The sequence below is a fragment of the Candidatus Thiodiazotropha endolucinida genome (assembly GCF_001715975.1).
GTDB lineage: Bacteria > Pseudomonadota > Gammaproteobacteria > Chromatiales > Chromatiaceae > Thiodiazotropha > Thiodiazotropha endolucinida.
Map to the genome: position 1 here is coordinate 128,319 of NZ_MARB01000005.1, position 21,874 is coordinate 150,192.

The window sequence follows — 21,874 nt, forward strand, 5'->3', positions numbered from 1 at the left end:
ATGGCGGGCGGAAAGAAGAGAAAGAACCACCAGGCGGAAGTCATCAGGCTACCGAGTTATCGCGCCCGGCGCATCACTGTGCTTGTGGTGATCGGACTGGCCTTCGCTGCTCTGATCTGGCGATCCGTCGATCGCCAGGTGTTTGAGACCGCCTTTCTGCAGGAACAGGGTGAGATGCGTTACCTGCGCACCATGAAGGTCAGTGCCAGTCGGGGCATGATCGCAGACCGCAATGGAGAGCCGCTGGCAATCAGTACTCCGGTTAAAAGCGTGGCCGCCAACCCGAAAGTCATCAAGGGCGACAGCGAAACCATCGGTGCGCTTGCATCGACCCTGAATCTCGATCCTGATCGCCTGCGCAGGTTACTCTCCAGTGAACGTGGGTTTGTCTATCTCAAAAGACGCGTCAATCCCGACATTGCAGAGCAGGTGGATGCCCTCGAGCTGGATGGGATCGACCTGCTTACCGAGTACCGTCGTTTCTATCCAAGTGGTGAGGTAATGTCGCATATCGTCGGTTTCACCAATATCGATGACCAGGGGCAGGAGGGGATAGAACTGGCATACGATGAGTGGCTCAGCGGCAGTGCCGGTGCAAAGCGGGTGATCAAGGATGGCAAGGGGCGCGTGGTTGAACAGGTGGAGAATATCCGCAGTCCTTTCCCCGGCAAGGAACTGAAACTCAGTATCGACCGGCGCCTGCAGTTTCTCGCCTACCGGGAACTCAAGGCAGCGGTGAGCAAGCATAAGGCGCGGTCGGGATCAGCGGTGATCCTGGATAGCCGCAGTGGTGAAATTCTGGCGATGGTCAACAGCCCGTCATACAACCCGAACGCACTGCGTGGCCGCCGCTCCAGCAGTCTGCGCAACCGTGCGGTAACCGATGTCTTCGAACCCGGATCCACCATCAAGCCGTTCACTGTGGCGGCGGCAGTGGAGTTGGGACGTTTTAATCCCAATACGCCGATCGATGTCTCCCCCGGCCAGATGAAGGTGGGACGCTATCTGGTAAGGGATAACCGAAACTACGGCATGATCGATGTGGCGACAGTATTGCGTAAATCGAGCAATGTGGGTGCGAGCAAGATTGCCCTGTCGATGCAGCCGGAGACCTTGTGGAGACTCTTTTCGGGCCTGGGTTTCGGTGAGAGTCCTTATAGTCAGTTCCCCGGCGAGTCCGGTGGTCGGCTGCCGCACTTCTCCGATTGGTCCAGTTTTGAACAGGCGACCCTCTCCTTCGGTTATGGGCTCTCCGTGACCCCATTGCAGCTTGCCAGGGCCTACGCGGTGCTGGCCAACGACGGTTTGCGCATGCCGGTCTCGTTGCTGAAGCTTGATCAGCCTGTGGAGGGTGTCAGGGTGATGCGCAAGAGTACCGCCAGGACAGTGGTCGAGATGTTGGAGGCCGTGGTGTCCAATGAGGGGACGGCGCCTCAGGCCGCAGTCCCCGGTTATCGCGTGGCCGGCAAGACGGGGACAGCAAAAAAATCGGTAGCCGGGGGATATGCGGAGGATAAATATCTCTCCCTTTTTGTCGGTATCGCACCGGCCGGCGACCCCCGTCTGGTGATGGCGGTGTTCATCGATGAACCCAAAGGCAAGGAGTATTACGGTGGTTTGGTGGCTGGGCCGGTCTTCTCAAGGGTGATGAGTGGCGCTCTGAGATTGTTGAACATTCCTCCCGACAAGCACTGGCATGAAAATAATACCCTGATGGCTCGATTGGGGGACCGGCAATGATGGCTGCCGAGCGCATCATGGAAGGAGTGACACTGACATCCCTGCTGCATGGAATAGTCTCCATGCCGGCGCATGATGATCGTGAAGTGACCGGGATCGCCCTGGATAGCCGCGAAGTATCACCGGGGGCGCTCTTTATTGCTTGTGCCGGTGAACATCATCATGGATTGGCTTTTGCCGAACAGGCGGTCTCCCGGGGTGCTGCGGCCATTGTTTGGGAAGCGGGTGCTGCAGGTGGAAAAAAGCTGGCAGCCGATGTGAAGCTGCCCGTGCCCCTGTTGGCGGTACCTGGCCTATCACGTTATGTAAGCCGGATCGCCGGCCGTTTTTACCGGCATCCCAGCCGTCAGATGACCGTCTATGGGATAACCGGCACCAATGGCAAGACCAGTATCAGTCAATTGTTGGCCCATGCGCTGACGAGCGAGATCCCCTGCGGCATCATGGGTACCCTGGGTGTGGGGCTCCCCGGGCAATTGAAGTCAACCGGTTATACAACCCCCGATGCGGTGACCTTGCAGAGACATTTGCATGAACTGCTGGCGCAGGGTGTTGGCGCGGTGAGCATGGAAGTTTCATCCCATGCATTGGATCAAAATCGGGCTGCTGCTGTGGCATTTGATTGTGCAATCTTCACAAACCTCAGCCGCGATCATTTCGATTATCACAGAACGCTGGAAAACTATGCCGCGGCAAAACAGAGGCTGTTTCATATGCCGGACCTCAGCAGTGCGGTGATCAATCTCGATGACAGTTTCGGCAGAACCATTGTCGGATCGATGGCGGAAGGGGTGAAGCTGCTGGGATACAGTCTCGAGCCGGCAGCTGAATTGCCGGCCGGTCTTACCGGATGGGCACGGGCCTTGGAGATAGATCCCACTACCCAGGGAATGCGTATCAAGATCTCGACCCACCTGGGCGAAGCTGATCTGGAGACAAAACTGCTTGGTCGCTTCAATGCGGCCAATCTACTGGCGGTCCTGTTGGTGCTGTTGCAACGGAACTGGTCTTTGCAACGCGCTGTGGCGGTGCTTTCGGAGCTCAATACCATCCCCGGCCGGATGGAGTTGTTGGGCGGCGGAGAGAGACCTGGCGTCGTGGTCGACTACGCCCATACCCCGGACGCCCTGGAAAAGGCTTTGCAGGCCCTTCGGGTGCACTGTCCTGGTTCGCTCAGTGTGGTTTTCGGCTGTGGCGGCGACCGCGATCGCGGTAAGCGCCCGCTGATGGGCGAATTGGCCGAACAGCTGGCCGATCGAGTAATCATTACCGATGACAATCCGCGCAGTGAACCGAGCGGTGAAATCATTCATCAGATCCTGGCCGGCATGAAGATGTCGGACAGGGCGATGGTCGAACCCGATCGGCATCGTGCAATCCATGTTGCTATTGCCCATGCATCGCCGGGTGACCTGGTGCTGGTGGCGGGCAAGGGTCATGAGGACTACCAGCTTGTCGGGGAGAAGGTGCTCCATTTCGATGATCGTGAACAGGTCGCAGCCGCACTCGATGCGTGGTCGGTGGAGGCCCAATGAACGCGCTCTATCTCTCTCAAATAGCGGAACGCCTGCATGGAACCCAGGTTGGCGAAGATGTCCGTTTCAGCTCGGTCAGCACCGATAGCCGCACCCTGGTGGAGAACGACCTCTATGTCGCATTGAAGGGGCCCAATTTTGATGGTCACACCTTCATCGGTCAGGCGTGGGACAAGGGGGCTGTGGCAGTGATGGTGAGCGAACCGCAGAATCCTGAGATTCCCCAAATTCAGGTATCGGATACCCGGATCGGACTCGGTCGCCTGGCCGGTGTCTGGCGGGACTTTTTTGCAGTACCGCTGATCGCCATTACCGGCAGCAACGGCAAGACCACCGTCAAAGAGCTGCTCGCCGCCATCCTCCGGCAAAAAGGGAGTGTACTGGCCACCAGGGGTAATTTGAATAATGACATCGGCCTGCCGCTCACATTGCTGCGCTTGCAGGATGAGGCCTACGCGGTGGTGGAAATGGGCGCCAATCATCCCGGCGAGATCGGCTACCTGAGCCAGATCGCCCACCCGGATGTGGCCCTCATCACTAATGCCGGCGCCGCTCATCTCGAGGGGTTCGGCGATCTGCAGGGTGTCGCACGGGCGAAGGGGGAGCTCCTGAGTGGACTCAAACCCACCGGGGTCGCTGTATTGAATGCCGACGATGACTATTTTCCCCTTTGGCGCGATCTGCTGGGCGAACGCAGACTGATCAGCTTTGGCAGTTCGAGGCATGCGGCCGTGCATTGTGATCTCTCCCGTGCCGAGATGCGCTGGACGGAATCGGGTTATTACAACCACATGCAGGTCAGTTATCAGGCAGAGTGTTTTGACATAAGACTTGCGCTCGCCGGCCAACACAATCTGATGAATGCCCTGGCGGCGATTGCAGGTGCGCTGGCGATGGGGTGCTCAGGCGGTGATATCGAACGGGGACTCGCAACTGTCGAGCCAGTGTCAGGCCGTCTGCAGATGCGCTTCACTCCTGCCGGCTACCGCCTCATCGACGACACCTATAACGCCAACCCCGATTCGGTGGAAGCCGCAGTGGAGGTTTTACGCAGTGCACCGGGCGAGCGGGTGCTGGTGTTGGGGGATCTGGCTGAGCTGGGTGACCAATCCATTGCCCTGCATGGTCAGATGGGCGTAAAGGCGAAACAGGCGGGACTCTCCCACCTCTATACCCTGGGAGAGCTGAGTCGGCATGCAGCATTGAGCTTCGGCGATGGAGCACTTGCCTTTTCGGATCTGGACGAACTGGTGGGGAGCCTGGCCGGCTCGCTACGGCAAGGCGATACGTTGCTGGTAAAGGGATCCCGAAGTGCGGCCATGGAAAGGGTGGTGGATCGGCTGATGAATGAGGGGAGAGGCTGACAGTGTTGCTCTATTTTACCGATTGGCTTGCTCAGTTCGACAACGGTTTCAGGGTGTTCCAGTACCTGACGCTGCGTACCATCCTGGGGGTTCTGACGGCATTGATGATCTCCCTCGCCCTGGGTCCTATGATGATACGCCGCCTGAGCTTCCACCAGATTGGACAAACAGTGCGGGATGATGGTCCGGAGACGCACTTTTCCAAGGCCGGAACCCCGACCATGGGTGGTTCTTTGATATTGGTGGCGATCGCCATCGCCACACTACTGTGGTCGGACCTGGAAAACCGCTATGTCTGGATTGTGCTGATCGTCACCATGAGCTTTGGCCTGATCGGATTGGTCGACGACTATAAGAAGCTGGTCCTCAACGATCCCAAAGGTCTGGCGGCGCGCTGGAAATATTTATGGCAATCGGTAGCGGGATTGGGTGCATCCCTGGTCTTTTACACCACCGCTACTTCAACCATGGAGACGGCGCTGCTGATTCCCTATCTGAAAGATGTATCCCTGGATTGGGGCCCGGTATTCATTCTGTTCAGTTATCTGGTCATCGTCGGCTCCTCCAATGCGGTCAACCTGACTGACGGGCTCGACGGTCTGGCGATTCTGCCAACCGTGATGGTGGGCGGCGCCCTGGGCATGATCGCCTATGTTACCGGGCACTCTGATTTTGCCACCTATTTGAAGATCCCCTACCTGCCTGGGGTTGGCGAACTGATTGTCTTCTGCGCCTCATTGGTTGGCGCCGGATTGGGTTTTCTTTGGTTCAACACCTACCCGGCTCAGGTTTTCATGGGTGATGTGGGTGCCTTGGCGCTGGGTGCCGCCCTGGGAGTGGTCGCTGTAGCGGTGCGGCAGGAGATTGTGTTGTTCATCATGGGTGGGGTCTTTGTGGTGGAGACGGTATCGGTGGTATTGCAGGTCACGTCCTACAAGCTCACCGGCAAGCGCATCTTTCGTATGGCGCCACTGCATCACCACTTTGAACTCAAGGGTTGGCCCGAGCCTCGGGTAATTGTGCGGTTCTGGATCATCACCGTCATCCTGGTGTTGGTCGGTCTGGCGAGTCTGAAGATACGTTGATGACGAAGCAAGCGGCAAATTCAGCTAAAACCCTGATCGTCGGACTGGGCGCGACCGGGCTTTCCTGCGCGCGCTATCTGGCGGCTCAAGGGGAGTCTCTGGCAGTGACCGATACGCGCGATAATCCTCCGGGACTGGAGGCGTTGCGCAAGGATTATCCCGATATGGCGATATTCCTCGGCGGTTTTCAGGCGGAGGTGTTCCATGCCGCGAGTCGACTGGTGGTGAGTCCGGGGATACCGCTCGATGAGCCGTTGATTCGTGCGGCCAAAGAGCGGCATGTGGAGATAGTCGGCGATGTGGAGCTGTTCGCCAGAGCGGTACAAGCACCGGTAGTGGCGATCACGGGTTCAAACGGCAAAAGCACCGTGACCACCCTGTTGGGCGATATGGCACGTATGGCCGGGATAAGGGTGGCCGTGGGCGGCAACCTTGGGGAACCGGCTCTCGATCTGCTGGATGATCAAGTGGAGCTGTACGTGCTCGAACTCTCCAGCTTCCAGTTGGAGAGCACCCGTTCACTCGAACCCCAAGCCGCGGTTGTGTTGAATATCTCCGCCGATCATATGGACCGTTACCGGGATCTGGATGAGTATGCCGCAACCAAGGCTTCACTCTATAGCGGCAGCGAGATCATGGTAATCAACCGTGACGATCCGATAGTTGCAGCCATGGCAGTGCCGGATGCGACCACTGTCGGGTTTACTCTGGAGGCGCCGACTGGAGACGATTTCGGTTTACATGAGCTTGATGGGGTCAAATGGCTGAGTGAGGGGCATACCCCTCTGATGCCCGTCACCGAACTGCGAATTCCCGGCCGCCATAATATTGCGAACGCCCTGGCGGCCCTGGCATTGGGCAGTGCTGTGGGTCTGCCGCAAAACGATATGCTGGCGGCGCTGAGAAGTTTTTCAGGGCTCCCCCATCGCACCCAATGGATCTGCGATAAAGGGGAGGTGCGTTGGTACAACGATTCCAAGGGCACCAATGTGGGAGCCACTATCGCCGCCTTGCAGGGGCTTCATCCAGAAAGCGGTGACAGCCGGAGTGTGCTGATTGCCGGTGGCGATTGCAAGGATGCCGATTTCACTCCCCTGGCGCCGGTTGTGGAAGAGACAGCCCGTGCCGTCATCCTCATCGGCAGGGATGCATCAGAGCTGGAATCAGCCCTGGCAGGCCGGGTGCGGACTGAGCATGCGGCATCACTTGAAACGGCAGTCGCGCGGGCGGCGGAGTTGGCGCAACCCGGCGATCGTGTGCTGCTCTCTCCGGCTTGCGCCAGCTTCGATATGTTCCGTAACTTTGAAGCCCGCGGTGAAGCCTTTATTCAGGCGGTGGAGGCGCTTCCGGCATGAATACGCTGGTACGTCCACAGGCACATGACGCGCGGGCACGCCGTAATCCTGTCACGCAGCCGATCTTCGACTGGTGGCTTCTGGGGGCGGCAGCCATGCTGCTCTGTTTCGGCCTGGTCATGGTTTCATCCGCATCGATGACAGTGGGAGACCGCCTGGGCGGATCGCCCTTCTTTTATGTCTATCGTCATCTGTTCGCCATGTTCCTGGGCCTGCTCTCCGCCTACCTGGTTTTTCAAATAGCGATGATTCAATGGCGAAAGGCAGGGCCGTTGCTGGTCTTTTTCGGACTATGCCTGTTAATGCTGTTGTTGGTCCCCGGGATAGGAAAAAGCGTCAATGGCGCGACCCGCTGGATACCGCTGGGCGGCTTCAATCTGCAGAGTTCCGAATTCATGAAGCTTTTCATGGTGCTCTACATTGCCGGTTACCTGGTGCGTCGCCAGGATGAAGTCGCGCGCTCGTTCTGGGGCTTTGCCAAACCGATGCTGCTGTTGATCATCACCAGTTCACTGATCCTGTTGCAACCCGATTTCGGCACCACCGTGGTACTGTTCGCGACCGCCACAGGCATGCTGTTCCTCGGTGGGGTAGTGCTCTACCAGTTTGCCACATTGTTGGTTTTTGCCGGTGTGGCCGGTTGGGCTTTGATCTATTTCTCGCCTTACCGGTGGCAGCGGATGACGACCTATCTGAATCCTTGGGATGACCCCTTCAATACCGATTTCCAGCTGTCGCAGGCATTGATCGCCTTCGGCCGGGGTGAGATCAGCGGTGTCGGACTGGGTAACGGTATCCAGAAACAGTTCTACCTGCCGGAGGCGCATACCGATTTCATCATGGCAGTTGTAGGTGAGGAGTTCGGTTTGCTCGGTACAGTGGGTGTTATTTTTCTCTTTGCCTTCATTACCTGGCGGGCATTTCAGATTGGTGTCAAAGCGGAACAGGCGGGCCAACGTTTTTCCAGTTATACAGCCTACGGACTCGGATTATGGATCGGGATGCAGGCCTTCATCAATATCGGTGTCAATGTCGGGTTGCTGCCGACCAAAGGGCTGACCCTACCGTTTATGAGCTATGGCGGCAACAGCATCATTGTCGCCTGCATGATGATTGCCATGCTGCTGAGAATCGATTTCGAGTCTCGCCAGAAAGGCGGTAAAAGCAAGCACCGGAGGCGATCATGGAGCCTCATGTGATGGTCATGGCCGGCGGTACGGGTGGGCACCTCTTTCCGGCACTGGCGGTGGCCGACTGGATGAAACAGAAAGGTTGCCGCATCACCTGGTTGGGCAGTCGCTCCGGTATGGAGAACAGACTGATTCCAGACTATGGCTATCCCCTAGAGACGCTGCAGGTGAAAGGTGTGCGCGGAGGTGGGCTTAAGCGGCATCTGGCTGCTCCGTTTACTATCAGCAAGGCCCTCTGGCAGGCCTATCGCGTATTACGCCGTACCCGTCCAAACCTGGTGTTGGGCATGGGCGGGTTCGCCACCGGCCCCGGTGGTTTGGCAGCCAGGTTGATGCGTATACCGCTGGTGATTCAGGAGCAGAATGCGATACCAGGATTGACCAATCGGATATTGGCCCAATTTGCAACCAAGGTGTTCGAGGCCTTTCCCGATAGTTTTGGTGCCGAGGCGCAGGCAGAGACGGTGGGCAATCCGGTGCGCCAGGATATCGTTTCCCTCGACTTACCGGAAGCACGCTTCGCTGAGCATGAGGGAGCCATCAGACTACTGGTTCTCGGCGGTTCTCTGGGTGCCCGGGCGCTCAATCAGTGCATACCGGAGGCGCTTTCCTTGATGCCGCAAAAACTGCGGCCACAAGTGCGTCATCAGGCCGGTGAAAAACTGCTTGATGAGACCCTTGCCAGATACCGGGAGTTGGCGGTCGAGGCGGAGGTAAAAGCCTTTGAAAACGATATGGCCGAGGCCTACGCCTGGGCTGATCTTGTCATCTGTCGGGCCGGTGCGTTGACGGTTTCCGAACTGGCGGCGGCGGGTTTGGGCGCCATACTCGTACCCTATCCCTTTGCCGTCGATGACCATCAGACCCGCAATGCGGAATTCCTGGTCAACGTGGATGCGGCCTACCTGATTCATCAACACAGTCTCGATGGGCGCAATCTGGCGCGGCTGCTGGGCAGTCTTTGCGCAAACAGAAAAAAACTTCTGGAGATGGCCGTGGCTGCCCGCAGTCTGGCAAAGCCGGATGCCGCTGTGCGGGTTGGGCGTTACTGCATGGAGGTTATCGGTCCATGAGTGAACAACTACGTAAACGATACGCCCCGAACAGCATGGGCCGCATGCGTCGGATTCACTTCGTCGGTATCGGCGGTGCGGGTATGAGCGGCATAGCCGAGGTGATGATCAATCTGGGTTATCAGGTGACCGGGTCGGATCAAAAGGAGAGTGGAGTCACTTCGCGGCTTGCCGAACTGGGTGCCGAACTGAAAATTGGCCACAATCAAAGCCATGTGGAATCGGCTGATGCAGTCGTGATATCGAGTGCCATCAAAGAGGACAATCCCGAGGTTGTCGCTGCGCGGGATGCCAGAATACCGGTGGTGCCGAGGGCCGAGATGCTGGCGGAGATCATGCGTTTCCACTACGGCATTGCAGTGGCAGGGACCCATGGCAAGACCACCACCACCAGTCTGGTCACCAGTATTCTGGCGGAAGCCGACCTCGATCCGACTTTCGTTATCGGTGGCAGACTCAACAGTGCCGGGGCCAATGCGCGTTTGGGTGATGGGGAGTATCTGGTCGCGGAGGCGGATGAAAGTGACGCCTCATTTCTCTACCTGCAGCCGATGTTGGCCGTGGTGACCAACATCGATGCCGACCATATGACCACCTACGGCGGGGACTTCAACAGATTGCGCAGGACCTTTCTGGAATTTCTTCATCACTTGCCATTCTATGGTCGCGCAGTGATGTGCATCGACGACGATGAGATACGCAATCTGTTACCGGAGATCACAAGACCGATTACCACCTATGGCTTCAACGATGGCGCCGATGTACAGGCGGTTGATGTAGTCAGAGAGGGATTGAAGACCCAATTCACGCTGCAGGCGGAATCTCTGACGGAACCGGTTCGGATCACACTCAACCTGCCGGGCAGACACAATGTGCTGAATGCCTTGGCGGCTATTTGCGTGGCGCTCGAACTCAATATTGAGAGTAGCATCATCCAGGTTGCGCTAAGCAACTTTGCCGGTATCGGCCGGCGATTTCAGACCAGGGGTGACTGTGACATGGATGGTAAACAGGTGATGTTGATTGATGACTACGCACACCATCCGAGGGAGATCGATGCGACCCTGTCTGCCGTTCGTGACGGATGGCCGGAGCGGCGTCTGGTGGTGGTATTTCAACCACACCGTTATTCACGAACACAAGAACAGTTCGAGGACTTCGTGCAGGTTTTATCGAAAGCGGATCTGCTGATCGTCAGCGAGGTTTATGCTGCAGGCGAGGAGCCGATTCAGGGTGCGAACGGTCGCGATTTGAGTCGTGCAATCCGTATCCGCGGCCAGGTTGATCCAGTCTTTGTTGAACCGCTGGAGGAGTTGCCGGATCTGTTGCGGGGATTGCTCCAGGATGGGGATATCGTTCTGACTGTGGGTGCCGGCAGTATCGGTTCCGTTGCGGCAGAACTGCCTCGACGACTTTGTCAGGAGGTGGAGTGATGGCGTATGGAATCGATATGAAAAGACTGCATCAGGGATGTGGTGAATCCCTGCAATCCAACCTGCCGGGCATCCCTATGATCAGGCGCAGAACAACCGATGTTTCGGAAGGGCAGCACCGCACAGCGGACAGGATCAGGTCGAAAAACAGCAATCCGCGTGACGAGAGCGACTACAGATGATGCCTGCGCTAAATCAACAATCCTTACGTGGTGAAATGCGATTCGACGAGCCCCTTTCCAGGCATACCACCTGGCGGGTCGGAGGGCCGGTCAGCTGTTTTTATCGCCCTGCCGACCGCGAGGATCTGGTTCGGTTTCTGCATCAGTTGGACTCAGACGAGCCTCTCTTCTGGCTGGGTTTGGGAAGCAATCTGCTGGTACGGGACGGGGGATTCAAAGGTACTGTGATTGCAACAAAAGGCAGCCTTGTTGCCAGTGAATGGCGCAGTGACAGATTGTTGTATGCCGAATCGGGGATTGCCTGCGCGAAGGTCGCCCGGATTGCAGCCAGGGCGGGCCTTTGCGGTGTGGAATTTCTAGCCGGTATTCCCGGCACCCTGGGCGGTGCTCTGGCGATGAATGCCGGGGCCTTTGGCGGCGAGACCTGGGAACGGGTTGTGAGGGTGGAAACCATTGACCGATTCGGTGAAGTGCGCAGTCGTTTACCTGAGGATTTTGAGATCGCTTATCGGCAGGTCAGAGGCCCATCCGGCGAGTGGTTTCTGGCAGCCGAATTGGAGATGGAAGCGGGAGACGTGGACGCCGCCCAGCGACGGATCAGGCAACTGCTGGAAAGGCGTGCCGCCACGCAACCGACCAGTCAACCCAGTTGTGGTTCGGTGTTCCGTAACCCACCCGGTGATTTCGCCGCACGCTTGATTGAGGCCGCCGGCCTGAAAGGCAGGCGTTTGGGTGGTGCTCAGGTATCCGAGAAACACGCCAACTTCATCATCAATACCGGTGATGCCACTGCACGGGATATCGAGATGCTGATTGCCGAAGTGCAGCGTGAAGTGGCGGCACAGAGTGGTATCGAACTGACGACCGAAGTCCATCGTATTGGAGATTCGAGTTGAACATGAATACATCAGAACGGGCATTTGGCAGAGTCGCCGTACTGATGGGTGGCCAGTCTGCGGAACGCGAGATTTCGCTGAAGAGCGGGCGCGCCGTGCTGGACGCGCTTGTGAACAGGGGCATTGAGGCCGAAGCGGTGGATGTGGATGACGACGTGCTGACGCAACTCGCTGCAGGTGGCTATGAACGGGCTTTTATCATCCTGCATGGCCGAGGCGGCGAAGACGGGGTCATTCAGGGTGCGTTGGAACGAATAGGCATGCCGTATACCGGCAGTGGCGTGCTTGGATCGGCCCTTGCCATGGATAAATACCGTACCAAGGCGGTATGGCGGGGCTTGGGCATACCAACCCCTGAATCGGTTTTGATCGTTCACGAAAGCGACCTGGACAGAGCGGCGGCGGTGGGTTTTCCCCTGATGATAAAACCGGTCTGCGAGGGCTCCAGTATCGGTATGAGCAAGGTCGATGGTGTGGAGCAATTGCGCAGTGCCTGGGAACTGGCCAGACAGTACGATGCACTGGTTCTGGCGGAGCGCTGGATCGTCGGGGAGGAGTTCACAACGAGCATCCTGCAGGGAGAGGCATTGCCGATGATTCGTCTCGAGACGCCCCGTCTTTTCTATGACTACCAGGCCAAATATGCGGCGGACACTACACGTTACCACTGCCCCTGCGGTCTTGATCGTGCTGAGGAGAGAGCTTTACAGGGGCTCTGCACAGAGGCCTTTGAAGCCGTTGGCGCCAGTGGCTGGGGCCGGGTCGATCTGATGCTGGATGAGCGGCATCAACCCTGGCTGATTGAAGCAAACACCGTCCCCGGTATGACCGATCACAGCCTGGTGCCGATGTCGGCCAGGGTGGCGGGTATCGATTTTGATGAACTGGTGGTGCGGGTGCTCTCCACAAGTTTCGGGAGGGATGGTGATGAGTAGGGTTCGCAATCATCCATCTGCAGATCCATCCATCCAGCAGCAGCGCTTGAACGGCATCAGAATCGTGCCACTTTTAATGATTGCGCTATTTGCCGGAATGGGTGGTTGGGGTATCTCCCAACTGCTGGATCCCATGATCATGCCGGTGCGGGTGGTCAGCGTCGATGGAGAGATCAAATATCTCAATAAACAGGGGCTGGAACAGACCGTTGTTCAGGCTGTGAGTGGCAACTTCTTCACTGTCGATCTGATTCGGATACGCAATCAGATCGAACAGCTGCCCTGGGTCAAGAGTGCCAGTGTTCGCAGGATATGGCCCGACACCCTGGCCGTCAGAGTCGACGAACAGGTGCCTCTGGCCTACTGGGGTGAGGATGCCATGGTAAGTCCTCAGGGTGAAGTGTTCAGACCGAAGCGCCTGCCGCGTTTGCAAGGCCTTGTGACGCTCTCCGGTGAAGAGGAGAGGGCGGATAGAATCACCCGGGAATATCTCAAAATGCGTACCCTGCTGCAGACAGCGGGACTTCAGCTGAAGTACCTCCGGGTCGATGCGAGGCAATCGTGGCGGATCGAGACTGAGGAGGGGTTGCTGCTCGATTTGGGCAGGCGGGACGTGATGCCGAGATTGAGCCGTTTCGTGCAGCTTTACCCCTTCCTGAGAGGTCAGGTTGACGCAATACCGGAACGCGTGGATCTGCGATATACAAATGGTTTTTCGGTGTACTGGCAAGCAAATACCGAACAGCAAGCACAAATGGATAGCCCATCCAGTGGGGCTAGGATAGCGGGTAAGTGAATGACTAAACGAAGTGAGAAAAATCTCATCATCGGTCTCGATATCGGCACTTCTAAGGTGGTGGCGATCGTCGGTGAGATCAAAGCGGATGGCGGTATCGAAATTATCGGTATCGGTTCTTATCCGTCGCGCGGCCTGAAAAAGGGTGTGGTGGTGAATATCGAGTCCACGGTGCAGTCGATTCAACGGGCGGTTGAAGAGGCAGAGTTGATGGCGGGATGTGAGATCCATTCAGTCTACGCAGGTATTGCCGGTAGCCATATCCGCAGCCTCAACTCCCATGGCATCGTGGCTATCCGGGATAAAGAGGTGACCCAAGGCGATGTGGAACGTGTAATCGATGCTGCCCGCGCAGTGGCGATTCCCGCTGACCAGAAGATTCTGCACATCCTGCCCCAGGAGTTCATCATTGATGAGCAGGAGGGTATCCGCGATCCCATCGGTATGTCGGGTGTGCGTTTGGAGGCCAGGGTTCACATGGTCACAGGCGCGGTGAGTGCGGCGCAGAATATCGTTAAATGTATCCGCCGTTGCGGCCTCGAGGCGGATGATCTGATTCTGGAGCAGCTTGCATCCAGCCATTCGGTGCTGAGTGATGATGAGAAGGAACTTGGAGTCTGTCTGGTCGATATCGGTGGAGGCACCACCGATATCGCGGTCTTTACAGGCGGCGCGATACGGCATACGGCAGTCATACCTATTGCAGGTGATCAGGTGACCAACGATATCGCCGTTGCAATGCGTACACCGACTCAATACGCGGAAGAGATCAAGATGAAGTATGCCTGTGCGCTTACTCAACTGGCCACCAGTGACGAGACCATTGAGGTCCCCAGTATCGGTGAACGCCCGCCGCGCAGGCTCTCACGCCAGACCCTGGCTGAAGTGGTCGAACCGCGATATGAAGAGTTGATGACATTGATTCAGGCGGAGTTGCGGCGTAGCGGTTTTGAAGATGTTATCGCCGGTGGCGTGGTGCTGACCGGCGGCAGTTCGAAGATGGAAGGTGTCATTGAGCTGGCTGAAGAGGTATTCCATATGCCAGTGAGGTTGGGCGTGCCGCATTATGTCAGCGGGCTCTCAGATGTGGTGCGCAACCCTATCTACTCCACAGGTGTGGGTTTGCTGCTTTTCGGCCAGCGTAACCGTTCCCAGGGTGGACACGAGCTTGCCAATGAGGGTGGATTGAAGGCAGTCTGGGACCGTATGAAGCATTGGTTCCAAGGTAATTTTTAGTTGTTTCGAAGCGGTGCCTGTGCAAGGTGCCGTTGTTAATGAGATGTTTTTTGAATTTTTCTGTCAGGCGCGACAGTCGAGGAGGTAGACAATGTTCGAACTAATGGATACGCACAGCCAGAATGCTGTGATCAAGGTGATTGGTGTAGGCGGTGGCGGTGGCAATGCCGTCAATCATATGTTGTCGGGGGAAATCGAGGGTGTCGATTTCATCTGTGCAAACACTGATGCACAGGCTCTGCGCAATAGTGAAGTGCGCACCCTGCTGCAACTGGGCTCGGATATCACCAAGGGGCTCGGTGCGGGAGCAAATCCCGAAATCGGCAGGCAGGCCGCAATGGAGGATCGTGACAGGATAGAAGAGGTTTTGACCGGTGCGGATATGGTGTTTATCACCGCCGGCATGGGTGGCGGCACGGGAACCGGGGCTGCACCCGTGGTCGCTCAGGTAGCTAAGGACCTGGGTATTCTTACGGTAGCGGTGGTCACCAAACCATTCGGGTTTGAGGGTGGCAAGCGGATGAAGATCGCCGAAAAAGGCATGGAGGAGCTGGGCATCAACACCGATTCGCTGATCACAATTCCCAATGAGAAGCTGTTGGCTGTGTTGGGCAAGGAGATGAGTCTGCTGAATGCATTCAAGGCGGCAAACGATGTGTTGCTGCATGCCGTACAGGGTATTGCGGAACTGATCACCCGTCCCGGCCTGATCAATGTTGATTTTGCCGATGTGCGTACCGTGATGTCCGAAATGGGTGCGGCCATGATGGGATCGGGTGAGGCCTCTGGGGACAATCGGGCGCGCGAGGCAGCTGAAAGGGCGATTCGCAGTCCATTGCTGGAGGATGTCAACCTGGCCGGAGCCAAAGGCATTCTGGTCAATATCACCGCTGGCCTGAATCTGGCGATCGGTGAATTTGACGAGGTCGGCAATACGGTGCGTGAGTTCGCCGATGATGATGCCACCGTTGTGGTCGGCACGGTCATCGATCCGGATATGCAGAATGACATGCGGGTGACGGTGGTCGCCACCGGTCTGGGAGAGAGGTTAAAGGCGGAACTGCCCAAGCCTGCCCAGGTGGAGGAGATCGCCCATGTCAAGCTGGTCGATGCGGATAATCCGCAAGTGGTACCGGATGACTATCGTGAGCTGGACAGGCCGACAGTGTTGCGAAATGGACAGACGGATCGCCCATCAGCTGCAGCCACTGCCGATGGTAATCTCGATTACCTGGATATCCCGGCTTTCCTGCGTCGGCAGGCTGATTAAGGTCTTCACAAAGTGCCATCTTGGGCCTAGGATTAAAGTGCGGTAGTTGCAGAAAGACAACATGTTGCATTTTGTGTTTCCAGATAACCGCCAGTTGGTGTAGAATCGAGCACCTGATTGCTGGTTGATCGCGGGCGGCTTGTGCGGGTTGAGGGCTGGATGTTGTTTCTACAACCAGATTCATGTGGTAGGATGCGCCGTTTTTGGGCCTTGAAAAGGGTAAGTCACAGCCTAGGGAGCTGAATGTCGATGATTTGGCAACGTACGTTGAAGAACGTGATACGCGCCACGGGAGTGGGGCTGCATACAGGGGAAAAAGTCTACCTCACCCTACGTCCGGCAGCCCCTGACACCGGGATCGTTTTCAGACGTGTCGACCTTGATCCGCCGGTCGAGATACGCGCTTGCGCGGAAAATGTGGGTGATACGAGACTCTCGAGCACCCTGGTGCAGGACGGCGTACGGGTTTCCACAGTCGAACACCTGCTTTCCGCGTTCGCCGGACTGGGTATCGACAACGCCTATGTCGATGTTAGCGCCGCTGAGGTGCCGATCATGGACGGCAGTGCGGGCCCATTCGTGTTTCTGCTGCAATCCGCCGGTGTCGAAGAGCAGAACAAGGCCAAGCGTTTCATTCGCATTAAACGCAAGGTTGAGGTGGAAGAGGGGGATAAACGCGCCAGTTTCGAGCCCTTTGACGGCTTCAAAGTCTCCTTCACAATCGATTTCGACCATCCCGCTTTCAAAGAACACTCCCAGTTTGCCACGGTTGACTTTTCCTCCACCTCCTTCGTCAGAGAGGTTAGTCGTGCCCGCACTTTCGGTTTTCTACGGGATATCGAGATGTTGCGTCAGAAAGAGCTGGCTCTTGGAGGCAGTCTTGACAATGCTGTGGTTGTCGATGATTACCGGGTCATGAATGATGATGGATTGCGTTATGAAGACGAATTCGTCAAACATAAGATCCTCGACGCCATCGGCGATCTCTATCTTCTGGGTCACAGCTTGATTGGTTCCTTCAGTGGCCACAAATCAGGCCATGCGCTGAATAACCGTCTCCTGCTGGAGCTGATCAGCCAACAGGATGCCTGGGAGGAGATAACCTTCGATGAGCCTGAAGATGCTCCGATTTCATACATGAAACCGGCCCATCTCACTATCTCCTGAATATCAAATCGAATAATCCGGCCGTTACTTAATAGGGCTGTTTACACAGCCCTTTTTTATGGCTTCTCAATCAAATCTTTCTGTGTTGGGTAAACCGAAACCTTTCAATCGCCTCGGGGAATAGGATCTATTCGCAAATGTTACCGATTCACCATCCCGTGCCGACTGATGCGGAGTAGCGCTTCCCGCAGTGATGGGTCTTCGATGGCTTCCGCGGATTGCCGTAATTGCTCGCCGGCCTCTTGACTCAGAACGATTCGATCTCTCTTCTTTTGTCTGGGTTTGACTGAATCATTCGGCAGGATACGGGTGCGAACCTGTTTCACATCAATACCGTTAGCCCGCAGTTGTGTTCGCAGTTGAGGCAACAGATAGCGGAATCGGCTGGCCCATACCGGTGATGCGACGAAAAGGTTGAGGTTGCCATGCTGCAGCACTGCTGCCTTGAGTTGCGAATCGAGGGGAGCAGTCAGTAGCTGTTTGAGCTGTTGATGGAGCGTCCTTTGCGCTGACAACTGTTTTCCCAATTCGCTAAGGATTGTCCCCGAGCCGACTATTGTTGATACAGGTTCCATAGTACGAGGTTAGAGAATTTATTGATAAAAAACATCACATTTTGTGCATAAAATGATAAAGTTCGGTGTTTTGTGACCGACATTAGTTGTATATAGCCTGAGATTCAGCTGTTTTTTACAATGAATATCATATACTTACGCGGAATCGGACAGACCTGCGGCACGCTGCTGCGTTGCCTGCGTGCCTCTCTTTTGGTTGGATTAACTACCCTATTCGGTGCCGGCATGCTGTGGCTTGGTTACCAGATGGGTGTCAATGATACGGAGTTTCCTGAGCATCAGCTGGTTGCCGGCCTGAAGCAGACATTTGCCCGGGAGCGTCAATTACTTGAGGATGCCAAATCCGACACCCAGGGTGGAATCGATGCCCTGGCGATCCGCCTAGGCCAATTGCAATCGCAGCTTTTGCGTCTGGATGCGCTCGGTGAACGTCTGGTCAATATCGGTGGACTCGATAAAGGCGAGTTCAGCTTTGACGAACCGCCTGCGCTGGGTGGTCCCGAGGTGATGACTTCCCACACCGAGCAATCGGCATTGCCTGATCTGTTACGGGAGATGGAACAGCTGGAGCAATTGATCGACCATCGCCATCAACAACTTGCCCTGGTCGAGGATCTGATCATGAACTCCAATCTGGAAGAGTCGGTTCATCCCACCGGGCGACCTGTCAACAAGGGTTGGATATCTTCTTATTATGGCATGCGAAATGATCCTTTTACCGGCAAGCGTACCATGCATAAAGGGATGGATTTTGCCGGCAAGGACGGTTCGGATGTGGTTGCTGTCGCGGCCGGTGTTGTCACCTGGTCCGCAAAGCGCTACGGCTACGGGGAGATGATCGAGATCAACCACGGTAAAGGATACGTTACCCGCTACGGCCACAATAAGGAGATCCTGGTCGAGGTCGGTGATCGTGTCAAGCAGGGGCAGGTTATCGCCAAGATGGGTTCAACCGGTCGCTCCACGGGCCCCCATGTCCATTTCGAGGTAGTACGCAACGGAAAGACGATCGATCCCACTCGCTATATTCTCAACAAGCGGAACCAGGGCTGATCCATTACACCGAAAAATTCCGAATTTAATCCAGAATTTGATTGAATCGATCCCCATGATTGATGTCAACATTGCCTAGGCGGCCGCAATCCAGCTCACCCCAACCTTCAGCAATTCCACCGCTTGCTGTATCATCCACAAATTTCCCATCTGTGACGGAAACCCCGATTAATGGTAAGTAACATCTTCAAGAAGATCTTCGGTAGCCGAAATGAGCGCCTGATCAAACGCATGTCAAAGACAGTCTCCCAGATCAGCGCCCTGGAGGCTGATATTGAGAAGCTCTCTGATGAGGCATTAAAGGCAAAGACTGCCGAATTTCGTACCCGCCTGGAAGCGGGAGAAACCCTGGATAACCTGATGAATGATGCCTTTGCCGTGGTACGGGAGGCAGGCCGCAGGGTGATGCAGATGCGTCATTTTGACGTTCAGCTGGTCGGCGGCATGGTTCTGCATCAGGGAAAAATCTCAGAGATGAGGACCGGTGAGGGTAAAACCCTGGTGGCTACCCTGGCGGCCTACCTGAATGCCCTGCCGGCCAAGGGCGTCCATGTTGTGACGGTAAATGACTATCTGGCACGGCGCGATGCCGCCTGGATGGGGCGTATCTACGATTTTCTCGGTTTGACCGTTGGCGTCATCAATTCTTCAGGGGGCATGGGACCTGACAGTTCCTCCTATTTGTATGATCACGAGCATGACGCAAAGAATGGCGGATACCCCCATCTGAGACCGGTCTCCCGCCAGCAGGCCTATGCAGCGGATATCACATACGGTACCAATAACGAGTACGGTTTCGACTATCTGCGGGACAACATGGCATTCAGTGCGGAGCAACGTGTGCAACGTCCACCCAATTTTGCCATCGTTGATGAAGTGGACTCCATCCTGATCGACGAGGCGCGTACACCACTCATCATATCCGGGCCGACGGAGGACTCCTCGGAGCTCTATAAGGCGGTCAACAAAATCATTCCCAGCCTGACCCGGCAGGATCCGATCACCAACGAGGAGGGTAAGCCCGATTTCGGTCCAGGCGATTTCTCGGTGGACGAGAAGGCGCGCCAGGTCTTCTTCAGCGAGGAGGGACATCAACATCTCGAGGAGATGCTGACTGAAGCGGGACTGCTGGAAGAAGGGGCCAGTCTGTATGATCCATCCAACATCATTCTGATGCATCATGCGAATGCCGCCCTAAGGGCCCACGCCCTGTTTCAACGCAATGTTGACTATATCGTCAAGGACGGCCAGGTCATCATCGTCGATGAGTTCACCGGCCGCACCATGCCGGGCCGGCGCTGGTCGGACGGTCAGCATCAGGCGGTGGAAGCGAAAGAGGGGGTCGAGATTCAAAATGAGAATCAGACGCTTGCCTCGATCACCTTTCAAAACTACTTCCGTCTCTACAACAAGCTTTCGGGCATGACCGGTACAGCGGATACCGAGGCCTTCGAGTTTCAGCAGATCTACGGTCTGGAAGTGGTGGTCATTCCGACCAACATGCCTATGATTCGGGACGATATGGGTGACCTGGTCTATCTGACCCCTGAAGAGAAGTACGATGCGATCCTTGAAGATGTAGAGGATTGCGTGAAACGGGGACAGCCTGTCCTGGTAGGTACTGCCTCCATCGAAACCTCGGAACTGGTCTCCGGATTGCTGAATGATGCAGAGGTGGAACATAGGGTGCTGAATGCCAAGCACCATGAGCAGGAGGCGGTGATTGTGGCCCAGGCGGGCCGACCCGGCGCCGTTACCATCGCAACCAATATGGCGGGCCGGGGCACCGACATCGTACTGGGCGGCAATCTGGAGTCTGAGCTGGAGGCACTGGGAGACACTCCTGATCCAGCCGAAGTTGATGAGCATAAGGAGGCCTGGAAGAAGCGCCACCAACATGTACTGGATGCCGGCGGCCTGCATGTGATCGGTACTGAACGTCATGAATCGAGGCGTATCGACAATCAGCTGCGTGGCCGTTCAGGGCGTCAGGGCGATCCAGGATCGAGTCGCTTCTATCTCTCTCTGCAGGACAATCTGATGCGCATATTCGCCTCCGACAAGGTGGGTGGATTGATGCAGAAACTCGGTATGGAAAAGGGCGAGGCGATCGAGCACCCGTGGGTTTCGCGGGCGATCGAAAATGCCCAGCGCAAGGTGGAGGGGCGTAACTTCGATATCCGTAAACAGCTGCTGGAATATGATGATGTGGCCAATGATCAGCGGCGGGTCGTGTATGAACAGCGTAATGACCTGATGGATACCTCAGATATCTCCGAATCAATCACAGCTTTGCGCAGTGACGTTCTGGACGAGGTATTTCATAGCCATATACCCCGGGATAGCATCGAGGAACAGTGGGACGTTCCAGGACTGAGTGAATCGCTGAACGAACTGTTTGGCGGCGAATGGTCGGTCCAGCAGTGGCTGGATGAGGATCACGATCTGCATGAGGAGACCCTGAAACAGAAGATCACCCAGATCCTGCAGGGCGTCTATCAGGACAAGGAGACCCTGGTTGGGGCCGAGAACATGCGTCAGTTCGAGAAGGCGATCATGCTGCAGACCCTCGACGGTCACTGGAAGGAGCATCTGGCGGCGATGGACTATCTGCGCCAGGGTATCCACCTGCGCGGTTATGCACAGAAGAACCCGAAGCAGGAGTACAAGCGCGAGGCCTTCGAGATGTTCTCCAATATGCTGGAGAGTATCAAGCAGGAGGTGACCGGACTACTATCCAAGGTCCAGGTACAGATGCCGGAAGAGATGGCGATCCAGGAGCGGCAACCAAGGGTCGATGAGTTCGAGTTCAAGCACGAGACTTTCGAGGGACTGCCGGAAGAGAAGGCCGCACCTGCAGAGATGGAGGAACATGCGCGGGAGCCTCAACAGCCGTTTGTTCGCGAAGGTCGGAAGATCGGCAGAAACGAGCCCTGTCCCTGTGGATCGGGTAAGAAATTCAAGCAGTGCCATGGTCGCATAAGTTGAC

At 56.3% G+C, this 21,874-nt stretch carries 18 protein-coding genes; 17 read left to right on the top strand and 1 reads right to left on the bottom strand.

Annotated elements, in window-relative coordinates; all coding sequences use genetic code 11:
• The 15 genes from CODIS_RS05610 (at position 1) to lpxC (ending at position 17,257) form a co-directional block, all read left to right on the top strand.
• Complete coding sequence (locus CODIS_RS05610) at positions 1-1,740, top strand: peptidoglycan D,D-transpeptidase FtsI family protein (RefSeq protein WP_069122001.1); 1,740 nt, start codon at positions 1-3, stop codon at positions 1,738-1,740.
• Positions 1,737-3,275 (top strand): UDP-N-acetylmuramoyl-L-alanyl-D-glutamate--2,6-diaminopimelate ligase, encoded by a 1,539-nt coding sequence (locus CODIS_RS05615; RefSeq protein ID WP_083220571.1) that lies wholly within the window; start codon positions 1,737-1,739, stop codon positions 3,273-3,275. The genes CODIS_RS05610 and CODIS_RS05615 overlap by 4 nt, the downstream gene beginning before the upstream one ends.
• A complete protein-coding gene (locus tag CODIS_RS05620) occupies positions 3,272-4,639 on the top strand; it encodes a UDP-N-acetylmuramoyl-tripeptide--D-alanyl-D-alanine ligase (RefSeq protein ID WP_069122004.1) in 1,368 nt (455 codons plus the stop codon). The genes CODIS_RS05615 and CODIS_RS05620 overlap by 4 nt, the downstream gene beginning before the upstream one ends.
• A 2-nt stretch (positions 4,640-4,641) precedes the next feature.
• On the top strand, positions 4,642-5,724 hold the full coding sequence (gene mraY / locus CODIS_RS05625; RefSeq protein ID WP_069122006.1) for a phospho-N-acetylmuramoyl-pentapeptide-transferase: 1,083 nt from the start codon (positions 4,642-4,644) through the stop codon (positions 5,722-5,724).
• Positions 5,724-7,079: a UDP-N-acetylmuramoyl-L-alanine--D-glutamate ligase gene (gene murD, locus CODIS_RS05630; protein ID WP_069122009.1), complete on the top strand. Its 1,356-nt coding sequence runs from the start codon at positions 5,724-5,726 to the stop codon at positions 7,077-7,079. The genes mraY and murD overlap by 1 nt, the downstream gene beginning before the upstream one ends.
• The gene (ftsW, locus tag CODIS_RS05635; RefSeq protein WP_069122011.1) at positions 7,076-8,278 is read left to right on the top strand and encodes a putative lipid II flippase FtsW; all 1,203 of its coding nucleotides are present in this window, start codon (positions 7,076-7,078) and stop codon (positions 8,276-8,278) included. Before murD ends, ftsW begins: the two co-directional genes overlap by 4 nt.
• The gene (gene murG / locus CODIS_RS05640) at positions 8,263-9,342 is read left to right on the top strand and encodes an undecaprenyldiphospho-muramoylpentapeptide beta-N-acetylglucosaminyltransferase (RefSeq protein ID WP_069122013.1); all 1,080 of its coding nucleotides are present in this window, start codon (positions 8,263-8,265) and stop codon (positions 9,340-9,342) included. The genes ftsW and murG overlap by 16 nt, the downstream gene beginning before the upstream one ends.
• Complete coding sequence (gene murC, locus CODIS_RS05645) at positions 9,339-10,775, top strand: UDP-N-acetylmuramate--L-alanine ligase (RefSeq protein ID WP_069122016.1); 1,437 nt, start codon at positions 9,339-9,341, stop codon at positions 10,773-10,775. Before murG ends, murC begins: the two co-directional genes overlap by 4 nt.
• Positions 10,775-10,957 (top strand): hypothetical protein, encoded by a 183-nt coding sequence (locus tag CODIS_RS05650; protein ID WP_069122019.1) that lies wholly within the window; start codon positions 10,775-10,777, stop codon positions 10,955-10,957. The genes murC and CODIS_RS05650 overlap by 1 nt, the downstream gene beginning before the upstream one ends.
• Entirely contained in the window at positions 10,957-11,853 is an 897-nt protein-coding gene (gene murB, locus CODIS_RS05655; RefSeq protein WP_069122022.1) for a UDP-N-acetylmuramate dehydrogenase, read from the top strand. Before CODIS_RS05650 ends, murB begins: the two co-directional genes overlap by 1 nt.
• A 2-nt stretch (positions 11,854-11,855) precedes the next feature.
• Positions 11,856-12,788 (top strand): D-alanine--D-alanine ligase, encoded by a 933-nt coding sequence (locus CODIS_RS05660; protein WP_069122025.1) that lies wholly within the window; start codon positions 11,856-11,858, stop codon positions 12,786-12,788.
• Positions 12,781-13,584, top strand: coding sequence for a cell division protein FtsQ/DivIB (locus CODIS_RS05665; RefSeq protein WP_162420142.1), 804 nt, complete (start codon positions 12,781-12,783; stop codon positions 13,582-13,584). The genes CODIS_RS05660 and CODIS_RS05665 overlap by 8 nt, the downstream gene beginning before the upstream one ends.
• Positions 13,585-14,820, top strand: a complete 1,236-nt coding sequence (ftsA, locus tag CODIS_RS05670; protein WP_069122027.1) for a cell division protein FtsA — start codon at positions 13,585-13,587, stop codon at positions 14,818-14,820.
• A 91-nt stretch (positions 14,821-14,911) separates the two neighbouring features.
• A complete protein-coding gene (gene ftsZ, locus CODIS_RS05675; RefSeq protein ID WP_069122030.1) occupies positions 14,912-16,090 on the top strand; it encodes a cell division protein FtsZ in 1,179 nt (392 codons plus the stop codon).
• 249 nt (positions 16,091-16,339) lie between these two features.
• Positions 16,340-17,257 carry a UDP-3-O-acyl-N-acetylglucosamine deacetylase gene (gene lpxC / locus CODIS_RS05680; protein WP_069122287.1) on the top strand — a complete coding sequence of 306 codons (918 nt, stop codon included), beginning with the start codon at positions 16,340-16,342 and terminating at the stop codon, positions 17,255-17,257.
• Between the two features lie 140 nt (positions 17,258-17,397).
• Here lpxC and CODIS_RS05685 read toward each other — a convergent pair whose 3' ends face one another.
• On the bottom strand, positions 17,398-17,772 hold the full coding sequence (locus tag CODIS_RS05685) for a DciA family protein (RefSeq protein ID WP_162420144.1): 375 nt from the start codon (positions 17,770-17,772) through the stop codon (positions 17,398-17,400).
• Positions 17,773-17,952: 180 nt separating this feature from the next.
• Between CODIS_RS05685 and CODIS_RS05690 the strand changes: the two genes are divergently transcribed.
• Together CODIS_RS05690 and secA are read left to right on the top strand one after the other, a co-directional pair.
• A complete protein-coding gene (locus CODIS_RS05690) occupies positions 17,953-18,885 on the top strand; it encodes a M23 family metallopeptidase (RefSeq protein WP_069122038.1) in 933 nt (310 codons plus the stop codon).
• A gap of 171 nt (positions 18,886-19,056) precedes the next feature.
• Positions 19,057-21,873, top strand: a complete 2,817-nt coding sequence (gene secA / locus CODIS_RS05695; RefSeq protein WP_069122041.1) for a preprotein translocase subunit SecA — start codon at positions 19,057-19,059, stop codon at positions 21,871-21,873.
• The last annotated feature ends 1 nt before the right edge of the window (position 21,874 follow it).